Consider the following 16869-nt stretch of genomic DNA (forward strand, 5'->3'; position numbering starts at 1 on the left):
TTAATTTTTGCAGCCGAGGCATTTCAATAAAATTTGATGTGGCACTTTTTGATTAAGAATGAAATTTGTTGGAGTGAACGATGAGTTGGGAATATTTAGGGTATTTGGCATCAGTTTTTTTAGTCTTGTCGTTAATGATGACCAATGTGACTAAATTACGTTGGTTAAATTTAACAGGGTGTATTTGCTTTACTATTTATGGTGTGATGATCCAAGCTTGGCCAGTGGCATTTACCAATGCTTTATTAGCGATAGTGAATATTTATCATTTAATTAAGTTAGTAAAAGAGCGTAAGCAATAACCCTTATTGCAAAACTGAGAGGCCTTAGCGTCAATAAAGTTTACTAAGGCCATTATTGAAATACCGCGCTAATTACTTCTTCTCAAAACGCTTTTCACCTGCTATCCAAGTCTGCTCTACGCCAATCTTAAAAATCTCACTTTCAGGCACAGTAAAATAATCTCTGTCGATTAATATAAAGTCTGCCCATTTGCCTTTTTCTAAACTGCCTAATTTATATTCTTGAAATGCCGCATATGCAGCATCAAGGGTAAAAGAGGTTAATGCTTGTTCTCGTGAGAGCTTTTCATCATTACGCCAACCATTCTCAGGTGCTTGCTGCTTAGACATACGTGTCACCGCAGAATAAAGCCCATCAAATGGGTTAGCAAGTTCTACAGGGAAGTCAGAGCCTGATGCAACTTTGCTACCTTGCTTGAGGAAAGTTTGCCAAGCGTAAGCGCCTTCCAACTGGTCATCGCTCAGGCGCTTCTCTGCCATATGCATATCAGAGGTGGCATGTACAGGTTGCATAGATGGAATAATATCGAGTTGTTTAAAGCGAGGAATATCATCTGGGTGCACGATTTGTGCGTGCTCGATACGGTTTCGTAGTAACTTGCCACCAATAGTTTTAAACTGATTCTCATAACTGTCTAAAACGATGCGGTTTGCTCTGTCACCAATGGCATGGGTATGTGCGCTATAACCATGTTTAAAGGTTTTGCTCATTAAGGCTTCAAGTGCGGGTTTGTTCTCAAGCATGAGCCCTTTGTGGTTTTTTCTATCTTTATAGTCCTTGATAAGTGCGGCACCACGGCTGCCCAATGCACCATCAGCGTAAATTTTCACACTGCGAATACTTAAAAAGTCATTTTGCTTTTTGATGACACCGGCATCTAGCATGTCATCAAGTTTTGGGCTGCTCGCCGATAGCATGGCATAAATACGAAATGGCAGTTTGTTTTGCTCTGCTAAATCTTGATATAAGCGCCAAGTATCGAAGTCAATGCCTGCGTCGTGTGCTGAGGTTATACCTAAACTAAGTAGGTGTTTTGATGCAGCGAATAAAGCGCGCTGCTTTTGTTCAATCGACTGTTTTGGAATATGTTTCAAGACTAAGTTTTCTGCTTTATCAATGAAGATGCCAGAAGGTTTACCTGCAACTTGAATTATTTCACCACCCTCAGGTGATTGGGTTGACTTTGAAATGCCTGCTAACAGCATGGCTTTACTGTTGACCCATATTGCATGGCCGTCAACACGAGTAAGTACAACGGGTCTATCACTAACAAACTTGTCCAAATCGGCTGCTGTTGGGAATACTTTATTATCCCATAAGGTTTGATCCCAGCCTCGGCCTACTAGCCACTTATCAGGATTGTTTTTAGCATAAGCTTGCAGCTTTTTACCAGCTGCTTCTGCTGAAGGAATACCCCTCAAATCGAGCCTTTGCAAGTTATTACCTAGACCAATAATATGACCATGGGCATCAATTAGGCCAGGCAGTAAAGTTTTCCCTTTTCCATCAATAGCTTCAGCTTGAGGAAATTGTTTGACTGTGTCTTTATCGCCATATTTAACGACTTTACCATCTTTAAAAACGAGTGTGGAAAAGCGTTCGATTTTGCCATCAAGTGTCGGCGTGTAGCCGTTGACGTTATGAATTAAGGTTGTATGAGCTGTGCTTATTGCACTGAAGCACATACTTATGATGAGCGTGAGAGGTTTTATCATTATGTTTCTTCTTACCTGTTGATTTCAGTTTTTTAGTAATAGTGCAGAATATTTAATTCCATCGTGTTCTTTATATCAACCGTATTAAAGTTTTGCGCCATTATTGCGGTGAGTAGCTTCTCTTGTCACTATACCTATATACACATAGTTTTTAAGCTGTTTTAGTTTTGAAGGAATGCTATGCAACTTTTTATGGTTTATTTGGGTGGCCGCATTTCGGGCTGTCATATTGAAATGCACGATATACGCTTTGTGATAGGTGAAAATATAGAAGCGTGTTTTGATAAGTTAAAAGCACAGTGGGTAGGTGATAAAAGCAAAGTGCATATGGATAGTTATGTGGCAGTAAAATATGTCGATGGCTATGAAATTACATTAAGTGAAACACCGTCATTACAAAGAGAAAAGTTATTCTTTGTGAATATGGGGGCGTATAGAGCAGATAGTTTAGCCGAACAACATGAGTTTATGTTGTGTGTTGCATTAACCCCTGAAGAGGCAAAACAAAAAGCGAAATCTAAGCTATTACAGGGCATGTCGCACCGACATAAAGATGACTTGTATGATGTGGATGATTGCTTTGCAGTTGATTTATTCGATACCGGTTACAATATTCATCTAACGCCAAGTGATAAAACCCAACAGCTTGTGCCTGATTGGTTTGGTTATCACGTTTTATAAATAATCTCGTAGAGCAAGTTAATCGTCTTGCTCTTTTTCTTCTGCTTTAAAGGCCATTTTGATGGCTATGATCACAACCGCAAACATCACAAAGGGCAGTGCCGCTAAACTGTATTCAATGATGTGGCTATCTTGATAGTTGGGTTGCAAAATAAAATGACCGCCAACACAAAGCAAAATGCTGATAAAAAGCAGTGGCAGCATCATTAGTTCTTTTTTCTTTGAATGTTTCTTCATATCTACTCTTTCACTTGTATTCAATCGCTTTGCGCTGTTTGGCTATTGTGCAAGCACTTAAAAAAGTCGCTTTGATCTTAAACATAAAGGTTAAATAAAAAGCGGTAATTACTAGCCGTATTTAAGCTGTGTGCATATTAGCATTGACTGTGAAATGAATAAATTTAACTTGTGCAAAAAACTGGCTCTGATATAACCAAAGAGGTATTCATTGGGGGAGTTATGAACAAAAAATTGGTTGTGGTAAAGCTGGGAACAAGTGTGTTAACAGCAGGCAAATTGCATCTAAATAAACCAAGAATGGTTGATATTGTGCGTCAGTGTGTTGAGCTAAGAGAAAACGGCTATAAAGTAGTTATCGTTTCGAGCGGTGCCGTTGCGGCTGGACGGAGTCAACTTCCCACACCCATAGGCAACTCAGTGAGTGAAAAGCAAATGCTCGCTGCAATTGGTCAAGGCCAACTTATTCATCAGTGGCAGTCGTTGTTTGGCCTTTATGATGTGCCCGTTGCGCAAATGCTGTTGACCCGTGCCGATGTAGAGCACAGAGAACGATATCTGACTGCGAAAGATACCTTAACCCAGATTTTAAAGCATGATGTGGTTCCTATCTTTAACGAAAACGATGCAGTGGCTACGGCAGAAATAAAAGTTGGAGATAACGATAATTTATCGTCGCTGGTGGCGATATTAGCCAATGCGGATAAGCTTATTTTACTCACTGATCAGGTTGGTTTGTTTACCGCAGATCCTCGTTCTAACCCTGATGCTGAGTTGATCACACAAATTAGTGAAATTGACGATAGCGTAAAATCTTTAGCGGGTGACTCAGGTACCTCACTTGGTACTGGCGGTATGGCAACAAAATTACAAGCGGCACAAATCGCCCAGCGTGCAGGTATTGAAACTATTATTGCAAAAGGGTCTGAAACGAATATTTTAGTTGATGTACTAAATGGTGAAGCGCTAAGCACTCGAGTATTAAAGTTTAACGCGCCACTTGAAGGTCGTAAAAAGTGGCTATTAAGTGGTCCAAAATCCACAGGTACAATTATTTGTGATTTTGGGGCGGTAGAGGCTTTAACTTGTCAAGGTGCGAGTTTATTAGCAAAAGGAATTATTGGAGTAAATGGTGTATTTACCCGAGGTGATTTAGTCACTTTAAGCGACAGTGATGGCAAGGTGTTCGCAAAAGGGTTATGCGCGTTCGATAATCAGGAACTAGAACAGATAAAAGGGCTGCACAGTCAAGATATTGCCAAACAGCTTGGCTTTGGGCTTTCTAATGTCATTATTCATCGTGATGACTTAGTTATGTTCAATTCTTAAGCCAAAGTTTTTATTCAGCTTCTCAATGTCTTACTAGATTGACCGAGCAGCTATTTATACACACTTTTCTTTGTAAAATGTCGAGCTTGTTATTTTTTATCAAGCTCTTTTCCAAAAAATGAATTCGTTAAGCTATCTAGAAAGTTTGGGTATTAGTGTTATGCCATCTACACTTTAATAAAGTCAATTTAGCCCAAACACCTATGCAAACATCAAACTGTGGTTATGGTTTAGTTAAACAACTGGTTTCTCAAAAAAAAGAGAATGAGCTTAAACAGTGCTTTAGTTTAATTTTACAAGACCTTCTGAGCGACCGCTTTGATGCTTATTTTTTTAGTAAAAAATGCTGCCATGTAAAAGCACAAATTGAGTTCCAGTTTACCGTACATGCATCAGGTGTGATGCACCAAGAAGAATATGATGCGTACTTAAAGTTGTTTAAGAATGCGATTCATGACTTACCCGATCACATTAAGTTGTTAAAGCAACCGACCCGCACATTATTTTTTGCAAAGACCGACATTCATCCTCTAGGTGGTTTAATCATCACAAATAAAGCCCATAAAGAGGGAAAAGTAATACTGACAGATAAAGAAGAGGGGCTTATTTTACACTTGCTTGATGTGTACTTTTTACAGATGCAACTGTTACATAATAGCTCCATTGACCCCTTATCTCAGCTTTTGAATAGACAGAGCTTTGAGCAAAAACTAACTGAAATAATGCATAGTGAGGGTCGTTATCAGCAAAAAAAAATAGATCAAGAGCAGAATTGGTTCTTGGCAATTCTTGATATTGACCATTTTAAACAAGTGAATGATACCTTTGGACATGTCATTGGTGATGAAGTGATTGTGTTAGTATCACAACTCTTGAAATCTCATTTTCGTTTTGATGATTTGTTGTTTCGTTATGGTGGCGAAGAGTTTGCTATCTTATTCATGACAGACAATTCTGACCAAGCTTGGAAGGTTTTAGATAGGGCGAGAGAGTTAATCGCAAACACGCGTTTTCCTCAAGTATCAAATGTCACCATGAGCATTGGCTTTATTCAAGTCGGTGATGACTATCAGTTATCTGAATTAGTGAATAAGGCAGATATGGCACTATATTTCTCTAAGGATAACGGGCGCAATCAGGTTAGTGATTATCAGCAGCTTAATATTGTGCAACAAGCCGTGTCGGGCAGTGATATTGAATTGTTTTAATTTGTGATACACTCCGCGAGATTTTTAAGCGTTGGAGTTATTATGAAATTTGTTCGTTGGTTTTTAGGCCGTATCATTCTTCTTTTAAACTTTATTTTCACGCCTAGAAGTAAAAAACGTGAGGCGCAAGCGCAACAACAGCTTGATGCAAAAACGGAGAACTTTAAGCTCTATCAATTTGAGGCATGCCCATTCTGCGTAAAAGTACGTCGTGCTATCAAACGAGAAGGTTTAAAAGTGGAAACGCGCGATGCAAAAAATAACGAAGCTTATCGTCAAGAGCTTGCTGAGCAGGGTGGTAAAGTTAAAGTGCCATGTTTGCGTATCGAAGAGCAAGGTAAGGTGACTTGGATGTATGAATCAAGTGACATCGTTGCGTTTTTGCAAGGCTTAGATAAAGCCGCTTAAAAAACTCAAAATACTAGGTAATTTTTTGTCGAATAATGGCGGGTGTGCTAGCATACCCGCCATTATTTTATTGTCTGATCAATTAAGAGAAATCACATGACTATCCGTACTCGTGTAGCTCCATCACCAACAGGTGATCCGCACTTAGGCACAGCTTATATTGCCCTTTTCAATTACTGTTTTGCTAAGCAACAAGGCGGTGAATTTGTTCTTCGTATTGAAGATACAGACCAAGTGCGTAGCACGCCTGAATCAGAGCAAGCGATCATGGATAGCCTGCGTTGGTTAGGCCTAAACTGGGATCATGGTCCAGATGTGGGCGGTGAGTTTGGCCCATATCGTCAGTCTGAGCGCAGCGATTTGTACAAGCAATTTGCGCAGCAGCTAGTTGACGAAGGCAAAGCGTTTTATTGTTTCGCAACAGCCGAAGAACTAGACGAGATGCGTGAGCAGCAAATGGCTGAAGGTCTTCGTCCTAAGTACGATGGTCGTGGTCTGTTGTTAAGCGAAGATGAAATCAAAGCAAACCTTGAAGCGGGTAAACCTTACGTTATTCGTATGAAGATCCCAACTGAAGGTAGCTTCAAGTTTAATGACTACCTACGCGGTGAGATTGAGATCCCGTGGGAAAATGTAGATATGCAGGTGCTTTTAAAAGCAGATGGTTTCCCAACCTATTTCTTAGCGAACGTTGTTGATGACCACCATATGCAGATCAGCCATATTTTCCGTGGTGAAGAGTGGATCAACTCAGCACCGAAGCTATTAAAGCTGTATGAAGATTTTGGTTGGGAAGCGCCTGTACTTGGTCACCTTCCATTACTTCGTAATCCTGACAAATCTAAGCTGTCAAAACGTAAGAACCCGACGTCGATTAACTACTACAAAGAAATGGGCTTCTTGCCAGAAGCACTGCTTAACTATTTAGGCCGTATGGGTTGGTCAATGCCTGATGAGCGTGAAAAGTTCACTCTGGCTGAAATGATCGAGCACTTCGACATGAAGCGTGTATCGCTTGGCGGTCCAATTTTTGATATCGACAAACTAAACTGGTTAAACGGTCTTTGGATCCGCGAAAATCTATCTGACGAAGAACTGATTCAGCGCTTTGTTGATTGGAAGTTCAACGGTGAGACGTTATCACGCATTTTACCTCAAGCAAAAACGCGTATTAACAAGCTGTCAGACTTAGTGGACCTTGCAGGTCATTTTGTGGGTGGTATTCCAGAATATGACCCTGAGCTATTAACCGCGGGCAAAGCGGAAGAGGACGTTGTACGTCAGGCACTTCAATTCTTTATTTGGGAACTAGAAACGCTTCGTAGCTGGACAAAAGATGAAATTTTCGCGATTGCGAAAGCAGTAGCAACGCATCACGAGTTGAAGATTAAAGATTTCTTAGAGCCAATCTTTGTTGCCATCACAGGTAAAACGTCTTCAACGTCGGTTGTAGATGCAATGGAAATCTTAGGTTCAGATCTGTCTCGTGCACGTTTACGTGTGGCACTTGAGCACATTGGTGTATCTAAGAAGCAAGCTAAGAAGTTAGAAAAAGCATATCGCGACTACCCAAAAGCGTAGGCTAATATATTGATTTTAAGCTATTTAAAGGCCACTTTATTTCAAAGTGGCTTTTCTATTGGTGCATTTTTGCCAATTTCACAACAGATACGACCTCTCTAACAATTTATTCTGCTAATATAGCCCGTCCTTAAAGTTGTGGAACTAGATGTATGTTAACGCCTTACTACCAACAAGATGCCGAGATTGTTACGATCACACGTGAACAGGGTAGCCAATTCGCTAAAAAAATAGCTGATGATTTTAATCCATTACATGATGTTGATGCGAAGAAGTTTTGTGTGCCGGGTGACTTGTTATTTTCATTAGTATTATCTCGCTATGGTGTAAGTGAAAACATGTACTTCAAATTTGAAGGCATGGTTGACGAAACGTCACAACTTCAATTCCCTGAAGCGGCTGATGAGTTTGCTGTAACATCAAACGATAAAGTGATGCTATCGGTGAAGCGAGATGGCGAAACAAGCCAATGCCCAACTTTAATTGAAAGCTTAACGAAAAATTATGTGGCTTTCTCAGGCACAACTTTCCCGCATATGATAGTGCCTGTGATGGGTGAAAAAGAGGTGATGATCAATCCAGCTCGCCCTATGGTTATTTACGAGTCGATGGCGATCCATTTTGATGATATCAATGTAAAGTCGGTTGAATTAGAAACGGATACACCTGAGTTCGAATACGAAGGCAAGCGCGGCAAAATCATTCTTAAATTTAACTTCATAAGTGAAGGTAAAAAAGTCGGTCGTGGCGAAAAGCACATGCTAGTATCTGGCATTAAGGCCTATGACCAACAGGCAATTGACGATTTAATTGCTTACTACAATGAGCGTAAAGCGACGCTTTAAAAGTATTCAAAAATAAGTCATAACACTACAAAGCGCGCCTCAGGCGCGTTTTTGTTATACTGCACACAGTTTATTTATTCGCAGTGATATTTATGTCTTTCTCTTCTTTTTCTTTGGCACCAGCCATTCATTCTGCTCTTGAAACACTCGGGTTCGAGAGCCCAACTGATATTCAGTCACAGACTATTCCACTTGCTCTTACAGGCAAAGACATCATCGCGACTGCGCAGACTGGTACGGGTAAAACTGCGGCGTTTATGTTGCCGATCCTGAACAATCTGTTGCGTTATGACACACAGCTTGGTCAAGTGAGGGCACTGGTTTTGGCGCCAACGCGCGAGCTTGCGCAACAAGTTGCGGAGAATACCCAGCAATATGCAGCTAATACTGAATTGAAAGTGGTATGTCTGTATGGTGGTGCAAATATTGGCCCTCAAGAGAAGCGTTTGAAGGCAGGCGTTGATATTGTCATCGCAACGCCAGGGCGTTTACTCGATCATTTAATTAAAGGCACTTTGTCACTCAATCAACTTCAGCATTTGGTTTTTGATGAAGCCGATAGAATGTTAGATATGGGCTTTATTGGTGAGATAAAACGCATTATGCGTCATGTACCAGACTCACGACAAACCATGCTGTTTTCAGCAACTTTAGATGAAAGTGTTGAGAAGCTGGCTAGCCGTTGGTTATCAGATCCTAAGCGTGTAGGCATAGAGCAGCAAAACACCACCGTTGAGGCGATTGAACAAACCTTTTATGCAATAGATGAAGAGAAGAAAGCTGCTGTCATTGCTTATTTAATTGGTAAGAATAACTGGCAGCAAGTACTGGTATTTACACGCACTAAAGCGCAGGCTGATAGCCTTGTGAAAGAGCTAATCAAAGATGGTTTGCCGAGCAGTGCAATTCATGGCGATAAATCACAAGGCGCTCGAGATAAAGGGTTAACTCAGTTTAAAGAAGGCAAAGTACGCGTGCTTGTTGCGACTGACGTTGCGGCGCGTGGTATAGACATCAGCACATTAGATTACGTGATTAACGCTCAGCTACCTTATGTGGCAGAAGATTATATTCACCGAATTGGTCGCACAGGTCGAGCAGGGCGCTCGGGTAAGGCTATTAGCTTAGTCAGCCAAGATGAGCAGTGGTTACTTGAAGAGCTTGAAGTTTTATTAGATGAGCGATTAACCCCACAATGGCTAAGTGGTTTTGAACCTGATTTGACCCGAGAGGTCAAAGATAACCGTAAGAATACCAATAAAGCACGTAAAGACAGAGATAAAAAACGTGTACTTGGGCAGCGTCAACGCAGAAGAAGATAGCCTAACGAAGTAAAACAGGAGTTTTTATGAATGTACTGATTATAATTGGCAGTTTAGTTATCAGCTTATTGATTTTGATCCCACTGTTAGAGCGCTATCAGGAAAGCTTAGGGCTACACAAGATGCAAAAATATAGTAAATATATTTTGCCTTTAGTGATGGTGTCTTTGGTGATTAAACTGATTTATATGCTTTGGCATGGTAATTAACCTGAGCTTTGGATAATAAATCTATCTCCAGCGGCTACTTTCAGCGCTAACAGCGTTGAATTTACTTACAATAGGCCAGCTATTGATGCGTAAATTCGCCTTGTTATCGCTAAAAGTCTCCGGCTGCAGAATTGAAAAAGTACTTATCATTTCAATATCAATACTTTAGTAAATCTCTTAACCAAAGCTCAGGTTAATTAACCTAAATTTTGCTCAGTTAAAGCTAATCACAATAAAACAGTCACAAAAAAGCCCGCAGTTTAAAACTAGCGGGCTTTTTTATATCTAACGACTTACTCTGAACGCTGCTTGATGAAGTCTTGCATAAACATCATCGCATCGGTGTAGTAATCGTCTAATTTGTCTCTGAAACTAATTAGCTCATCTATGGTTAATTCACGGTCTTTACATGCTTGTTCGAATTGAATCGCGATTTCGGCCACTTGCATTGCACCAACGGTCTTTGAAATTGATTTGAGCTGGTGGCAGTCCGAGATGATTTTGTCTTGTTCGCGTGTCATGACATTGGCAAAAATATCACGGATTAACTCACTACTTTGTTCTAGGTACATTCTGAAGAAACGCAGTTTTTTCGCTTCGTCGTGATTGACGTATTTATCAAACATATCAATATCGACTACAGCGAGTGTTGAGATATCGACTTGCGGCTCTTCAATACTTTCTTCCGCAGGTAAATCATCCTCAGTAGTAGCCTCAACCTCAGGCTGAACTTCACTAAATTCAGGCTCTATAGCTTTTACTTCATTAGAAGTATCAACTTCTATCGTATCTTCAACGAGTACTTTAATTTCAGGTGTAGCATTTTCTTGAGTGCTTGCAGGGTTAAGTGCATCTTGCGAAGTCCCTTCCGGTGCTAAACTAAAGCTTGGCGTTGGAATCGTATTATCAGAAGATTGAGTCGCAGGTGTTGCTTCCCATGTCGATTCTAATGAAATGCTACTTAGAGAGCCGGTTAGAGCGCTTGCCTGAGAAGGAGTTGTAAAACCAACCTGTTCAGTTTCTTCAGTTAAAGTGTCAGTTACAGCATTCTCTGTTTTATCTTCGGAAGAGATTGAAGCAGTTTCATCAATATCATTGAGGTTTTGCCAATCAAGATTGTCTTGGCTGTCTGCTTCAACTTTATCGATATTTATCTCATGCTCATGCTCAAGCTCATCAACTTTTGCGTTGCTGGAATCGTCTTTCCACTCTAAATCGCTGTCACTCTCGTCAAAATGGCTCAGGTCTAACGCATCTTCAGATGGAGTGTGTGTAGAAGAGGTAGATGATATTTCCTCTTGCCATGCTAGATCATCAGCTTCATGAGACTGTATTGATAAATCGAGGTCATAATTATCTTCATGAGCGCTTGTAGATTTTGTCTCTTCTGTCTCAGGCTCTTGCCATGCTAAATGCGCGTTATCTGTTTCGGTTAAAGCATCGATATCTATAGTATGAATATCATCTTCTATCGTATTTTGTGCTTGTTGAGGCGTTTCTCCAGTCCAATTTAGGTCTGAATCAAAATCCGTGTTTTCATCAGATATCTCTGTTTTTGGCTCATCAAGGTGTGTGTCTGATATGTCTTCAAATTGCTCACTCTCATCCTGTTTTTGTTGAGTCTGAGAACTAGGATGCGTGTCCGATATTTCTTCATTGTCAACTGGTAGAGTAGGCTCCTCTTTTGTACTGTCTTGCGAAGCCGACATTTGAACGTGTTTTTCAGGCTGCCATTTTGCAAGTGTTGCCTCTAATACGTTTAATTCAATTGGCTTAGTGATGTAATCATTCATACCCGTTGCAATACAACGCTCTTTCTCACCCTTTAAGGCGTTGGCTGTTACCGCAATAATATAAGGCTGAGCTTTGATGTCATCACTCTTTTCTGCTTCATCACGAATGGCTTTAACCATGTCATAACCTGACATTTTAGGCATATGTAAATCGGTCAGAATGATCGGATAGTGGTTTTTCTTCCACATTGCTAATCCTTCTTCCCCATTTTCAGCGACTTCAACACCATAGCCAAGTAAATGAAGTTGGTCGGTCAAAACTTGCTGATTTAACACATTATCTTCAGCTAATAGTACAAGTTTATTTTCTGCGCGAGCTTTGTCTACATTTAAGAAATTATTAAGTGATGTGGCTTTCTTTAATTGTTTTGGTTTATGTAAACCAGCAGCAACCATTACAGAGGTCATGAAACTACTCTTACATAATGGTGCCGCATTTAAATAGAAAATGTTGGCGTGATTGAGCGCTGACTCGTCCATGGTACTTAAAACTATCACCTGTTGGTTATTTTGTTCTAGGGAGTAAAGCAGAGAACGTAATTGGTCGTTTACTGGTGCCATACCCTCTAAACCATCAAGCACCCAAATTAGATTAGGCATATGTTGGAATTCAGCGGCTTCATCAATCGAATCAATAGCATTCGTATTGGCGCCCATAAATGAAAGGTAGCGGCATATAATGGCTTTGCGAGCAGGGTTGTCAGTAAGAACAACAACAGACTTTTGCCCTAATACTGCTTTATTAGCATATTCAACTTTGCCATCAGTGCTAAATGGTAGCTCAACCACAAACTCACTACCCATACCTAAATCACTGGTTACATTGATAGAACCTAACATAAGTTCAATTAGGCTCTTACAAATGGAAAGGCCTAACCCTGTACCACCGTATTCACGGGTGATTGAGTTTTCTGCTTGAATAAACGGATTAAAAATTTCGCGCAACTGCAGCTGAGTCATGCCTTTACCGTTATCTGTTACAGAGAAACGTAATGTGTAATGCTCAGATGTATTTTGTGCAACTTCTACCGCGACTTTAACAAAGCCCTGTCGGTTTTCATCTGTGGTTGTGAACTTTATGGCGTTACTACATAGGTTATATAAAACCTGACGAACACGAATGTTGTCACCAATTAGGTTTTTAGGAATATCTGGGGCGATCGCAAGTTGTAAGTCCAGCTTACGTTTTTTGGCCACAGAAGATAGTACGCGCGCCACTTCTTCGATGGTATCAGTCACCGAGAATGCGGTGTTGTCGATTTGTAGCTTACCGGCTTCAATTTTAGAGAAGTCTAGAATATCGTCTAAAATACCCAGCAAAGAGAAAGCCGAATCACGAATGATGGTACTTAGACGATGTTGTGCGCCGTCTAAGTCTGTTTGGCGTAATAAGTCAATAGTACCAATAACACCATTCATCGGTGTTCTGATCTCATGACTCATTGTTGCTAAAAAGGTTGTTTTTGCTTCGTTGGCACGTTCGGCGTTCATTGTCGCCTTTTCTAGTGCGAGTGTTCGAGCTTGCACCTCTGTTTCTAGGCTGGTTTGGAGTTGCTTAAGCTCTTTTTCAGAAGTTTGATTATTGTCTATCGAAGTCTGCACTTGTTGTAGTACGTCATTAATAGATTGAGCTACCTCATCAAAACCAAATCCTAAGTTGCTATCTATAAACCTCTTGTAATCTTGCTCTTCAGTTACTTTTTTAAGTTCTAATTTTAATTTCTGTTTATCAGTAGCAAGTTGTTTAGCGAGGCGTCGTTGTGCAAAAAGTGCAAAGCCAAATGCTAGCAATACAGCCAGTGCAAATAAACCATATGCGATATTACTCGTGTTGCTGCCAGTTTCTACTTGATGCTTTATTATCAACTCGCCAACATACTGCCCATCGAGCTTTAAAGGTTGATGCACCGTTAGCGTATTGCCGACTTTAAATTGTTTGACTTGGGAAATCGGTGAAATTGCTGTTTCGTCACTTTGGAAGATAAGCGCAGGCTCTGACATACCCGTCATACTATATAAGTAATACTGAGTATTTGGATCTGCTTCAGAAATGCCTGCTAATAACTTTTTAACCTGACTGAATCCTTGTTTCATCATGGTATTTGCAAGTGGTTCAGAAAGCTGTTGTGCTTGATTAGCAAAATCAATTTGTGGTGCTTGTTGTGATTTAGGAAGAAAGAATGCGGCTGCAGCACAAATAGAGCCAACAGTTAATATACTTGTTAGCACCAGAGGTAAAAAGCCTGATAGTTTTATATTCTCAGAGTTTGGCATTGATAAGGTCCGATTTAACTGCTCTAGAATTCGATTATTATTGGTTTATTAAGTACCCAATCGTAACATTGTCTTGTTATTAAAGCTCGCCGTTTTTCTGGATTTTCGATTCAATCTTGGAACATGGTTATTTCTTTTTGATGGTGTAGTTTTAAGCAATTAAGACACTGTTTGTACAAACTTTGCTATTGATGGTTGAAAACTAAGCAAGCAAACATTGCTTTTAAAAAAAGGGTTGACTTGAAGGGGCAAAACTCGTTTAATACGCCGCACGCCCAGATGGTTACTTGTTTTAATCGTTTGAAAGCGTTGTTTGCCCAGATAGCTCACTCAGTAGAGCTTACGGGAATAGTATTGAAAATCCATTAGAGTTTTCAGTACAAAACAAAATTTGCCCAGATAGCTCAGTCGGTAGAGCAGAGGATTGAAAATCCTCGTGTCGGTGGTTCGATTCCGCCTCTGGGCACCACTTATTTTTGGTGTTGCCGACTTAGCTCAGTTGGTAGAGCAACTGACTTGTAATCAGTAGGTCATCCGTTCGACTCGGATAGTCGGCACCATTTTCTCGCTAAGAAGTAAAACTAAGCCTAAATTCATGAAGAATTTGCCCAGATAGCTCAGTCGGTAGAGCAGAGGATTGAAAATCCTCGTGTCGGTGGTTCGATTCCGCCTCTGGGCACCACTTATTTTCGGTGTTGCCGACTTAGCTCAGTTGGTAGAGCAACTGACTTGTAATCAGTAGGTCATCCGTTCGACTCGGATAGTCGGCACCATTTTCTTGCTAAGAAGTAAAACTAAGCCTAAATTCATGAAGAATTTGCCCAGATAGCTCATTCGGTAGAGCTTACGGGAATAGTATTGAAAATCCATTAGAGTTTTTAGTACAAAACAAAATTTGCCCAGATAGCTCAGTCGGTAGAGCAGAGGATTGAAAATCCTCGTGTCGGTGGTTCGATTCCGCCTCTGGGCACCACTTATTTTTGGTGTTGCCGACTTAGCTCAGTTGGTAGAGCAACTGACTTGTAATCAGTAGGTCATCCGTTCGACTCGGATAGTCGGCACCATTTTCTTGCTAAGAAGTAAAACTAAGCCTAAATTCATTAAAAATTTCCAGATAGCTCATTCGATAGAGCTTATGGTGATAGTATTGAAAATCCATTAGAGTTTTTATTACAAAACAAAATTTGCCCAGATAGCTCAGTCGGTAGAGCAGAGGATTGAAAATCCTCGTGTCGGTGGTTCGATTCCGCCTCTGGGCACCATCATTGAAAAGCCTCGCAATAGCGAGGCTTTTTCATTTCTAGCAAAATAAACCTCAGTCAACTCAAAACCATAGAAAGGTGTTTTCATTTTAGGCGCTTGCAATGTGGTGCTGATCTGAATCAAATGACATTCTCATTAAAATAAAATTTCTATTTTTTTGCTTGTGAAATCCAATTTTGCCCTCAATACTGTAGTTGAGGTAAACAAAAAAAGGATACCCTATGAAAATAAATCTTTCTGGTCATCACGTAGATGTAACCGACGCAGTAAAACAGCATGTCCAAGAAAAGTTTGCCAAAATCGCAACGCATTTTCCTTCATTGATAGCCTTAGATATTATTATTAGTAAAGAGCACAACCAGTTTTATACTGAAATTAGCACTAACTATGAAGGCGCACGCGTAGCGGTAAAAGGAGAAGGTGAAGTTATGTATCCGGCAATTGCAAATGCCGCAAAAAAACTAGATGCAGCCCTAAAGCATAGAAAAGGTCAGTTAAAAGCAGATAGGCATGAAAAGCCAGTGAGTACCACACCACCTATCGCCCACGAAATTATTCAAGAGATGAACTTAAGTCAATAAGTTTATTGCAAATACAACGAAACAAGCCCGATTTATCGGGCTTGTTTCGTTTATAAGTAAAATCAGTTTTTTGTATTGAATTAATATTATTAGTTACGAATATCGACTGGTGTTTTGGTGGTTTAACATCGGCTATATTGTGAAAAAAATTATGGTCTTTATTTAGTGCTTGATTATCAAACTTTATTAGAAAAAACATGCCAGCATGTTGAGCCTTTCTCTCACCAGGGAGAAGTCGCGACCTATATTCCTGCGCTTGCCGAACAGAAGAAAGGGCAGTTTGCAATTGCGCTGCAAACTATTGATGGCAAAGTATATTCGGCAGGAGATGTCAGTAATAAATTTACTGTGCAATCGGTGTCAAAAGCGCTCACCTTAACTATGGCATTACAGCGCTATGGTGATGATTTATGGCTGCGTGTTGGTAAAGAACCATCTGGAACTGCGTTTAACTCACTAACTCAGCTAGAATTCGAACAAGGTAAACCAAGAAATCCTTTTATTAATGCAGGAGCTATCGTCACTGCCGACGCACTTTATTCTCGCTTGAGCGCACCTATTCATGCTGTTCTAGAGAAATTTAGAGCGCAATCGGGTAACAGTAATGTTGTAATAAATCGTACCGTGGCTAACTCTGAATATCAGCACAGGTATCGCAATGCGGCTATGGCTTATTTAATGAAGTCCTTTGGTAACTTTGATAATGACGTCGAAAAAGTGCTTTGGAGTTACTTTAATTACTGTGCCATAGAAGTGAATGTGATTGAGCTTGCAAAGACGTTTTCTTATTTAAGCAATAAGGGCGTTTGTTTGCAAAGTGGTGAGCAGGTGATATCGGCAAAGCAAACCAAACAACTCAATTCGTTATTATTTACCAGTGGTCTTTATGACGCAGCCGGCGATTTTGCTTATCGTGTTGGTATGCCGGGGAAGTCAGGCGTGTCAGGTACTATTATCGCTGTGTTACCGGGTCAATTTACTGCTGCTGTATGGTCTCCTGGTCTAGATAGTTTTGGCAATTCGGTCGCAGGCATTGCTGCATTGGAATATCTTGCTGAGTATGTTAACCATTAGAATTTACTTAATAATTAATACGCAATGATATATACAATAAAGCCGA

At 40.3% G+C, this 16869-nt stretch carries 14 protein-coding genes, 7 tRNA genes and 1 pseudogene; 18 read left to right on the forward strand and 4 right to left on the reverse strand.

Annotated features, from left to right (window positions below):
* Nucleotides 1-80: 80 nt before the first annotated feature.
* Entirely contained in the window at nt 81-302 is a 222-nt protein-coding gene (locus tag PP2015_RS03780) for a YgjV family protein (RefSeq protein WP_058029017.1), read from the forward strand.
* Between the two features lie 72 nt (nt 303-374).
* On the opposite strand, the gene PP2015_RS03785 is transcribed toward PP2015_RS03780, so the two are convergent.
* Nucleotides 375-2018, reverse strand: a complete 1644-nt coding sequence (locus tag PP2015_RS03785) for an amidohydrolase (protein ID WP_058029018.1) — start codon at nt 2016-2018, stop codon at nt 375-377.
* 180 nt (nt 2019-2198) lie between these two features.
* Between PP2015_RS03785 and PP2015_RS03790 the strand changes: the two genes are divergently transcribed.
* Complete coding sequence (locus tag PP2015_RS03790) at nt 2199-2699, forward strand: DUF1543 domain-containing protein (protein ID WP_058029019.1); 501 nt, start codon at nt 2199-2201, stop codon at nt 2697-2699.
* 18 nt (nt 2700-2717) lie between these two features.
* On the opposite strand, the gene PP2015_RS03795 is transcribed toward PP2015_RS03790, so the two are convergent.
* Entirely contained in the window at nt 2718-2936 is a 219-nt protein-coding gene (locus PP2015_RS03795) for a hypothetical protein (RefSeq protein WP_058029020.1), read from the reverse strand.
* 222 nt (nt 2937-3158) lie between these two features.
* Here PP2015_RS03795 and proB point away from each other — a divergent pair, with 222 nt between their 5' ends.
* From proB to PP2015_RS03830, 7 genes are all read left to right on the forward strand, one after another.
* Nucleotides 3159-4265, forward strand: coding sequence for a glutamate 5-kinase (proB, locus tag PP2015_RS03800; protein WP_058031533.1), 1107 nt, complete (start codon nt 3159-3161; stop codon nt 4263-4265).
* Between the two features lie 203 nt (nt 4266-4468).
* Entirely contained in the window at nt 4469-5473 is a 1005-nt protein-coding gene (locus PP2015_RS03805; protein ID WP_138561922.1) for a GGDEF domain-containing protein, read from the forward strand.
* 42 nt (nt 5474-5515) lie between these two features.
* Nucleotides 5516-5881 carry a glutaredoxin family protein gene (locus PP2015_RS03810; RefSeq protein WP_058029022.1) on the forward strand — a complete coding sequence of 122 codons (366 nt, stop codon included), beginning with the start codon at nt 5516-5518 and terminating at the stop codon, nt 5879-5881.
* A gap of 96 nt (nt 5882-5977) precedes the next feature.
* Complete coding sequence (gene gltX, locus PP2015_RS03815) at nt 5978-7462, forward strand: glutamate--tRNA ligase (protein WP_058029023.1); 1485 nt, start codon at nt 5978-5980, stop codon at nt 7460-7462.
* 152 nt (nt 7463-7614) lie between these two features.
* Entirely contained in the window at nt 7615-8307 is a 693-nt protein-coding gene (locus PP2015_RS03820) for a DUF3581 family protein (RefSeq protein ID WP_058029024.1), read from the forward strand.
* Nucleotides 8308-8399: 92 nt separating this feature from the next.
* Entirely contained in the window at nt 8400-9629 is a 1230-nt protein-coding gene (locus tag PP2015_RS03825; RefSeq protein WP_058029025.1) for a DEAD/DEAH box helicase, read from the forward strand.
* Between the two features lie 26 nt (nt 9630-9655).
* Complete coding sequence (locus tag PP2015_RS03830; RefSeq protein WP_058029026.1) at nt 9656-9838, forward strand: hypothetical protein; 183 nt, start codon at nt 9656-9658, stop codon at nt 9836-9838.
* 293 nt (nt 9839-10131) lie between these two features.
* On the opposite strand, the gene PP2015_RS22180 is transcribed toward PP2015_RS03830, so the two are convergent.
* Nucleotides 10132-10464, reverse strand: coding sequence for an Hpt domain-containing protein (locus PP2015_RS22180; protein WP_418054974.1), 333 nt, complete (start codon nt 10462-10464; stop codon nt 10132-10134).
* Nucleotides 10465-11481: 1017 nt separating this feature from the next.
* A pseudogene (locus tag PP2015_RS22060) lies at nt 11482-13905 on the reverse strand (ATP-binding protein); the annotation flags it as partial.
* A gap of 393 nt (nt 13906-14298) precedes the next feature.
* Between PP2015_RS22060 and PP2015_RS03840 the strand changes: the two are divergent.
* From PP2015_RS03840 to glsB, 9 genes are all read left to right on the forward strand, one after another.
* Nucleotides 14299-14374: transfer RNA gene (locus PP2015_RS03840), tRNA-Phe, on the forward strand.
* Between the two features lie 15 nt (nt 14375-14389).
* Nucleotides 14390-14465 (forward strand) — tRNA-Thr (locus PP2015_RS03845).
* 46 nt (nt 14466-14511) lie between these two features.
* A tRNA-Phe gene (locus tag PP2015_RS03850) sits at nt 14512-14587 on the forward strand.
* A 15-nt stretch (nt 14588-14602) separates the two neighbouring features.
* Nucleotides 14603-14678, forward strand: a tRNA-Thr gene (locus PP2015_RS03855).
* A gap of 124 nt (nt 14679-14802) precedes the next feature.
* A tRNA-Phe gene (locus tag PP2015_RS03860) sits at nt 14803-14878 on the forward strand.
* 15 nt (nt 14879-14893) lie between these two features.
* Nucleotides 14894-14969: transfer RNA gene (locus PP2015_RS03865), tRNA-Thr, on the forward strand.
* Between the two features lie 122 nt (nt 14970-15091).
* A tRNA-Phe gene (locus tag PP2015_RS03870) sits at nt 15092-15167 on the forward strand.
* 222 nt (nt 15168-15389) lie between these two features.
* Entirely contained in the window at nt 15390-15749 is a 360-nt protein-coding gene (gene hpf / locus PP2015_RS03875) for a ribosome hibernation-promoting factor, HPF/YfiA family (protein ID WP_058029027.1), read from the forward strand.
* A gap of 165 nt (nt 15750-15914) precedes the next feature.
* Nucleotides 15915-16823: a glutaminase B gene (gene glsB, locus PP2015_RS03880; RefSeq protein WP_058029028.1), complete on the forward strand. Its 909-nt coding sequence runs from the start codon at nt 15915-15917 to the stop codon at nt 16821-16823.
* Nucleotides 16824-16869 lie beyond the last annotated feature (46 nt).

It is taken from the genome of Pseudoalteromonas phenolica (genome assembly GCF_001444405.1).
In the GTDB taxonomy this organism is placed as follows: Bacteria; Pseudomonadota; Gammaproteobacteria; order Enterobacterales; family Alteromonadaceae; genus Pseudoalteromonas; species Pseudoalteromonas phenolica.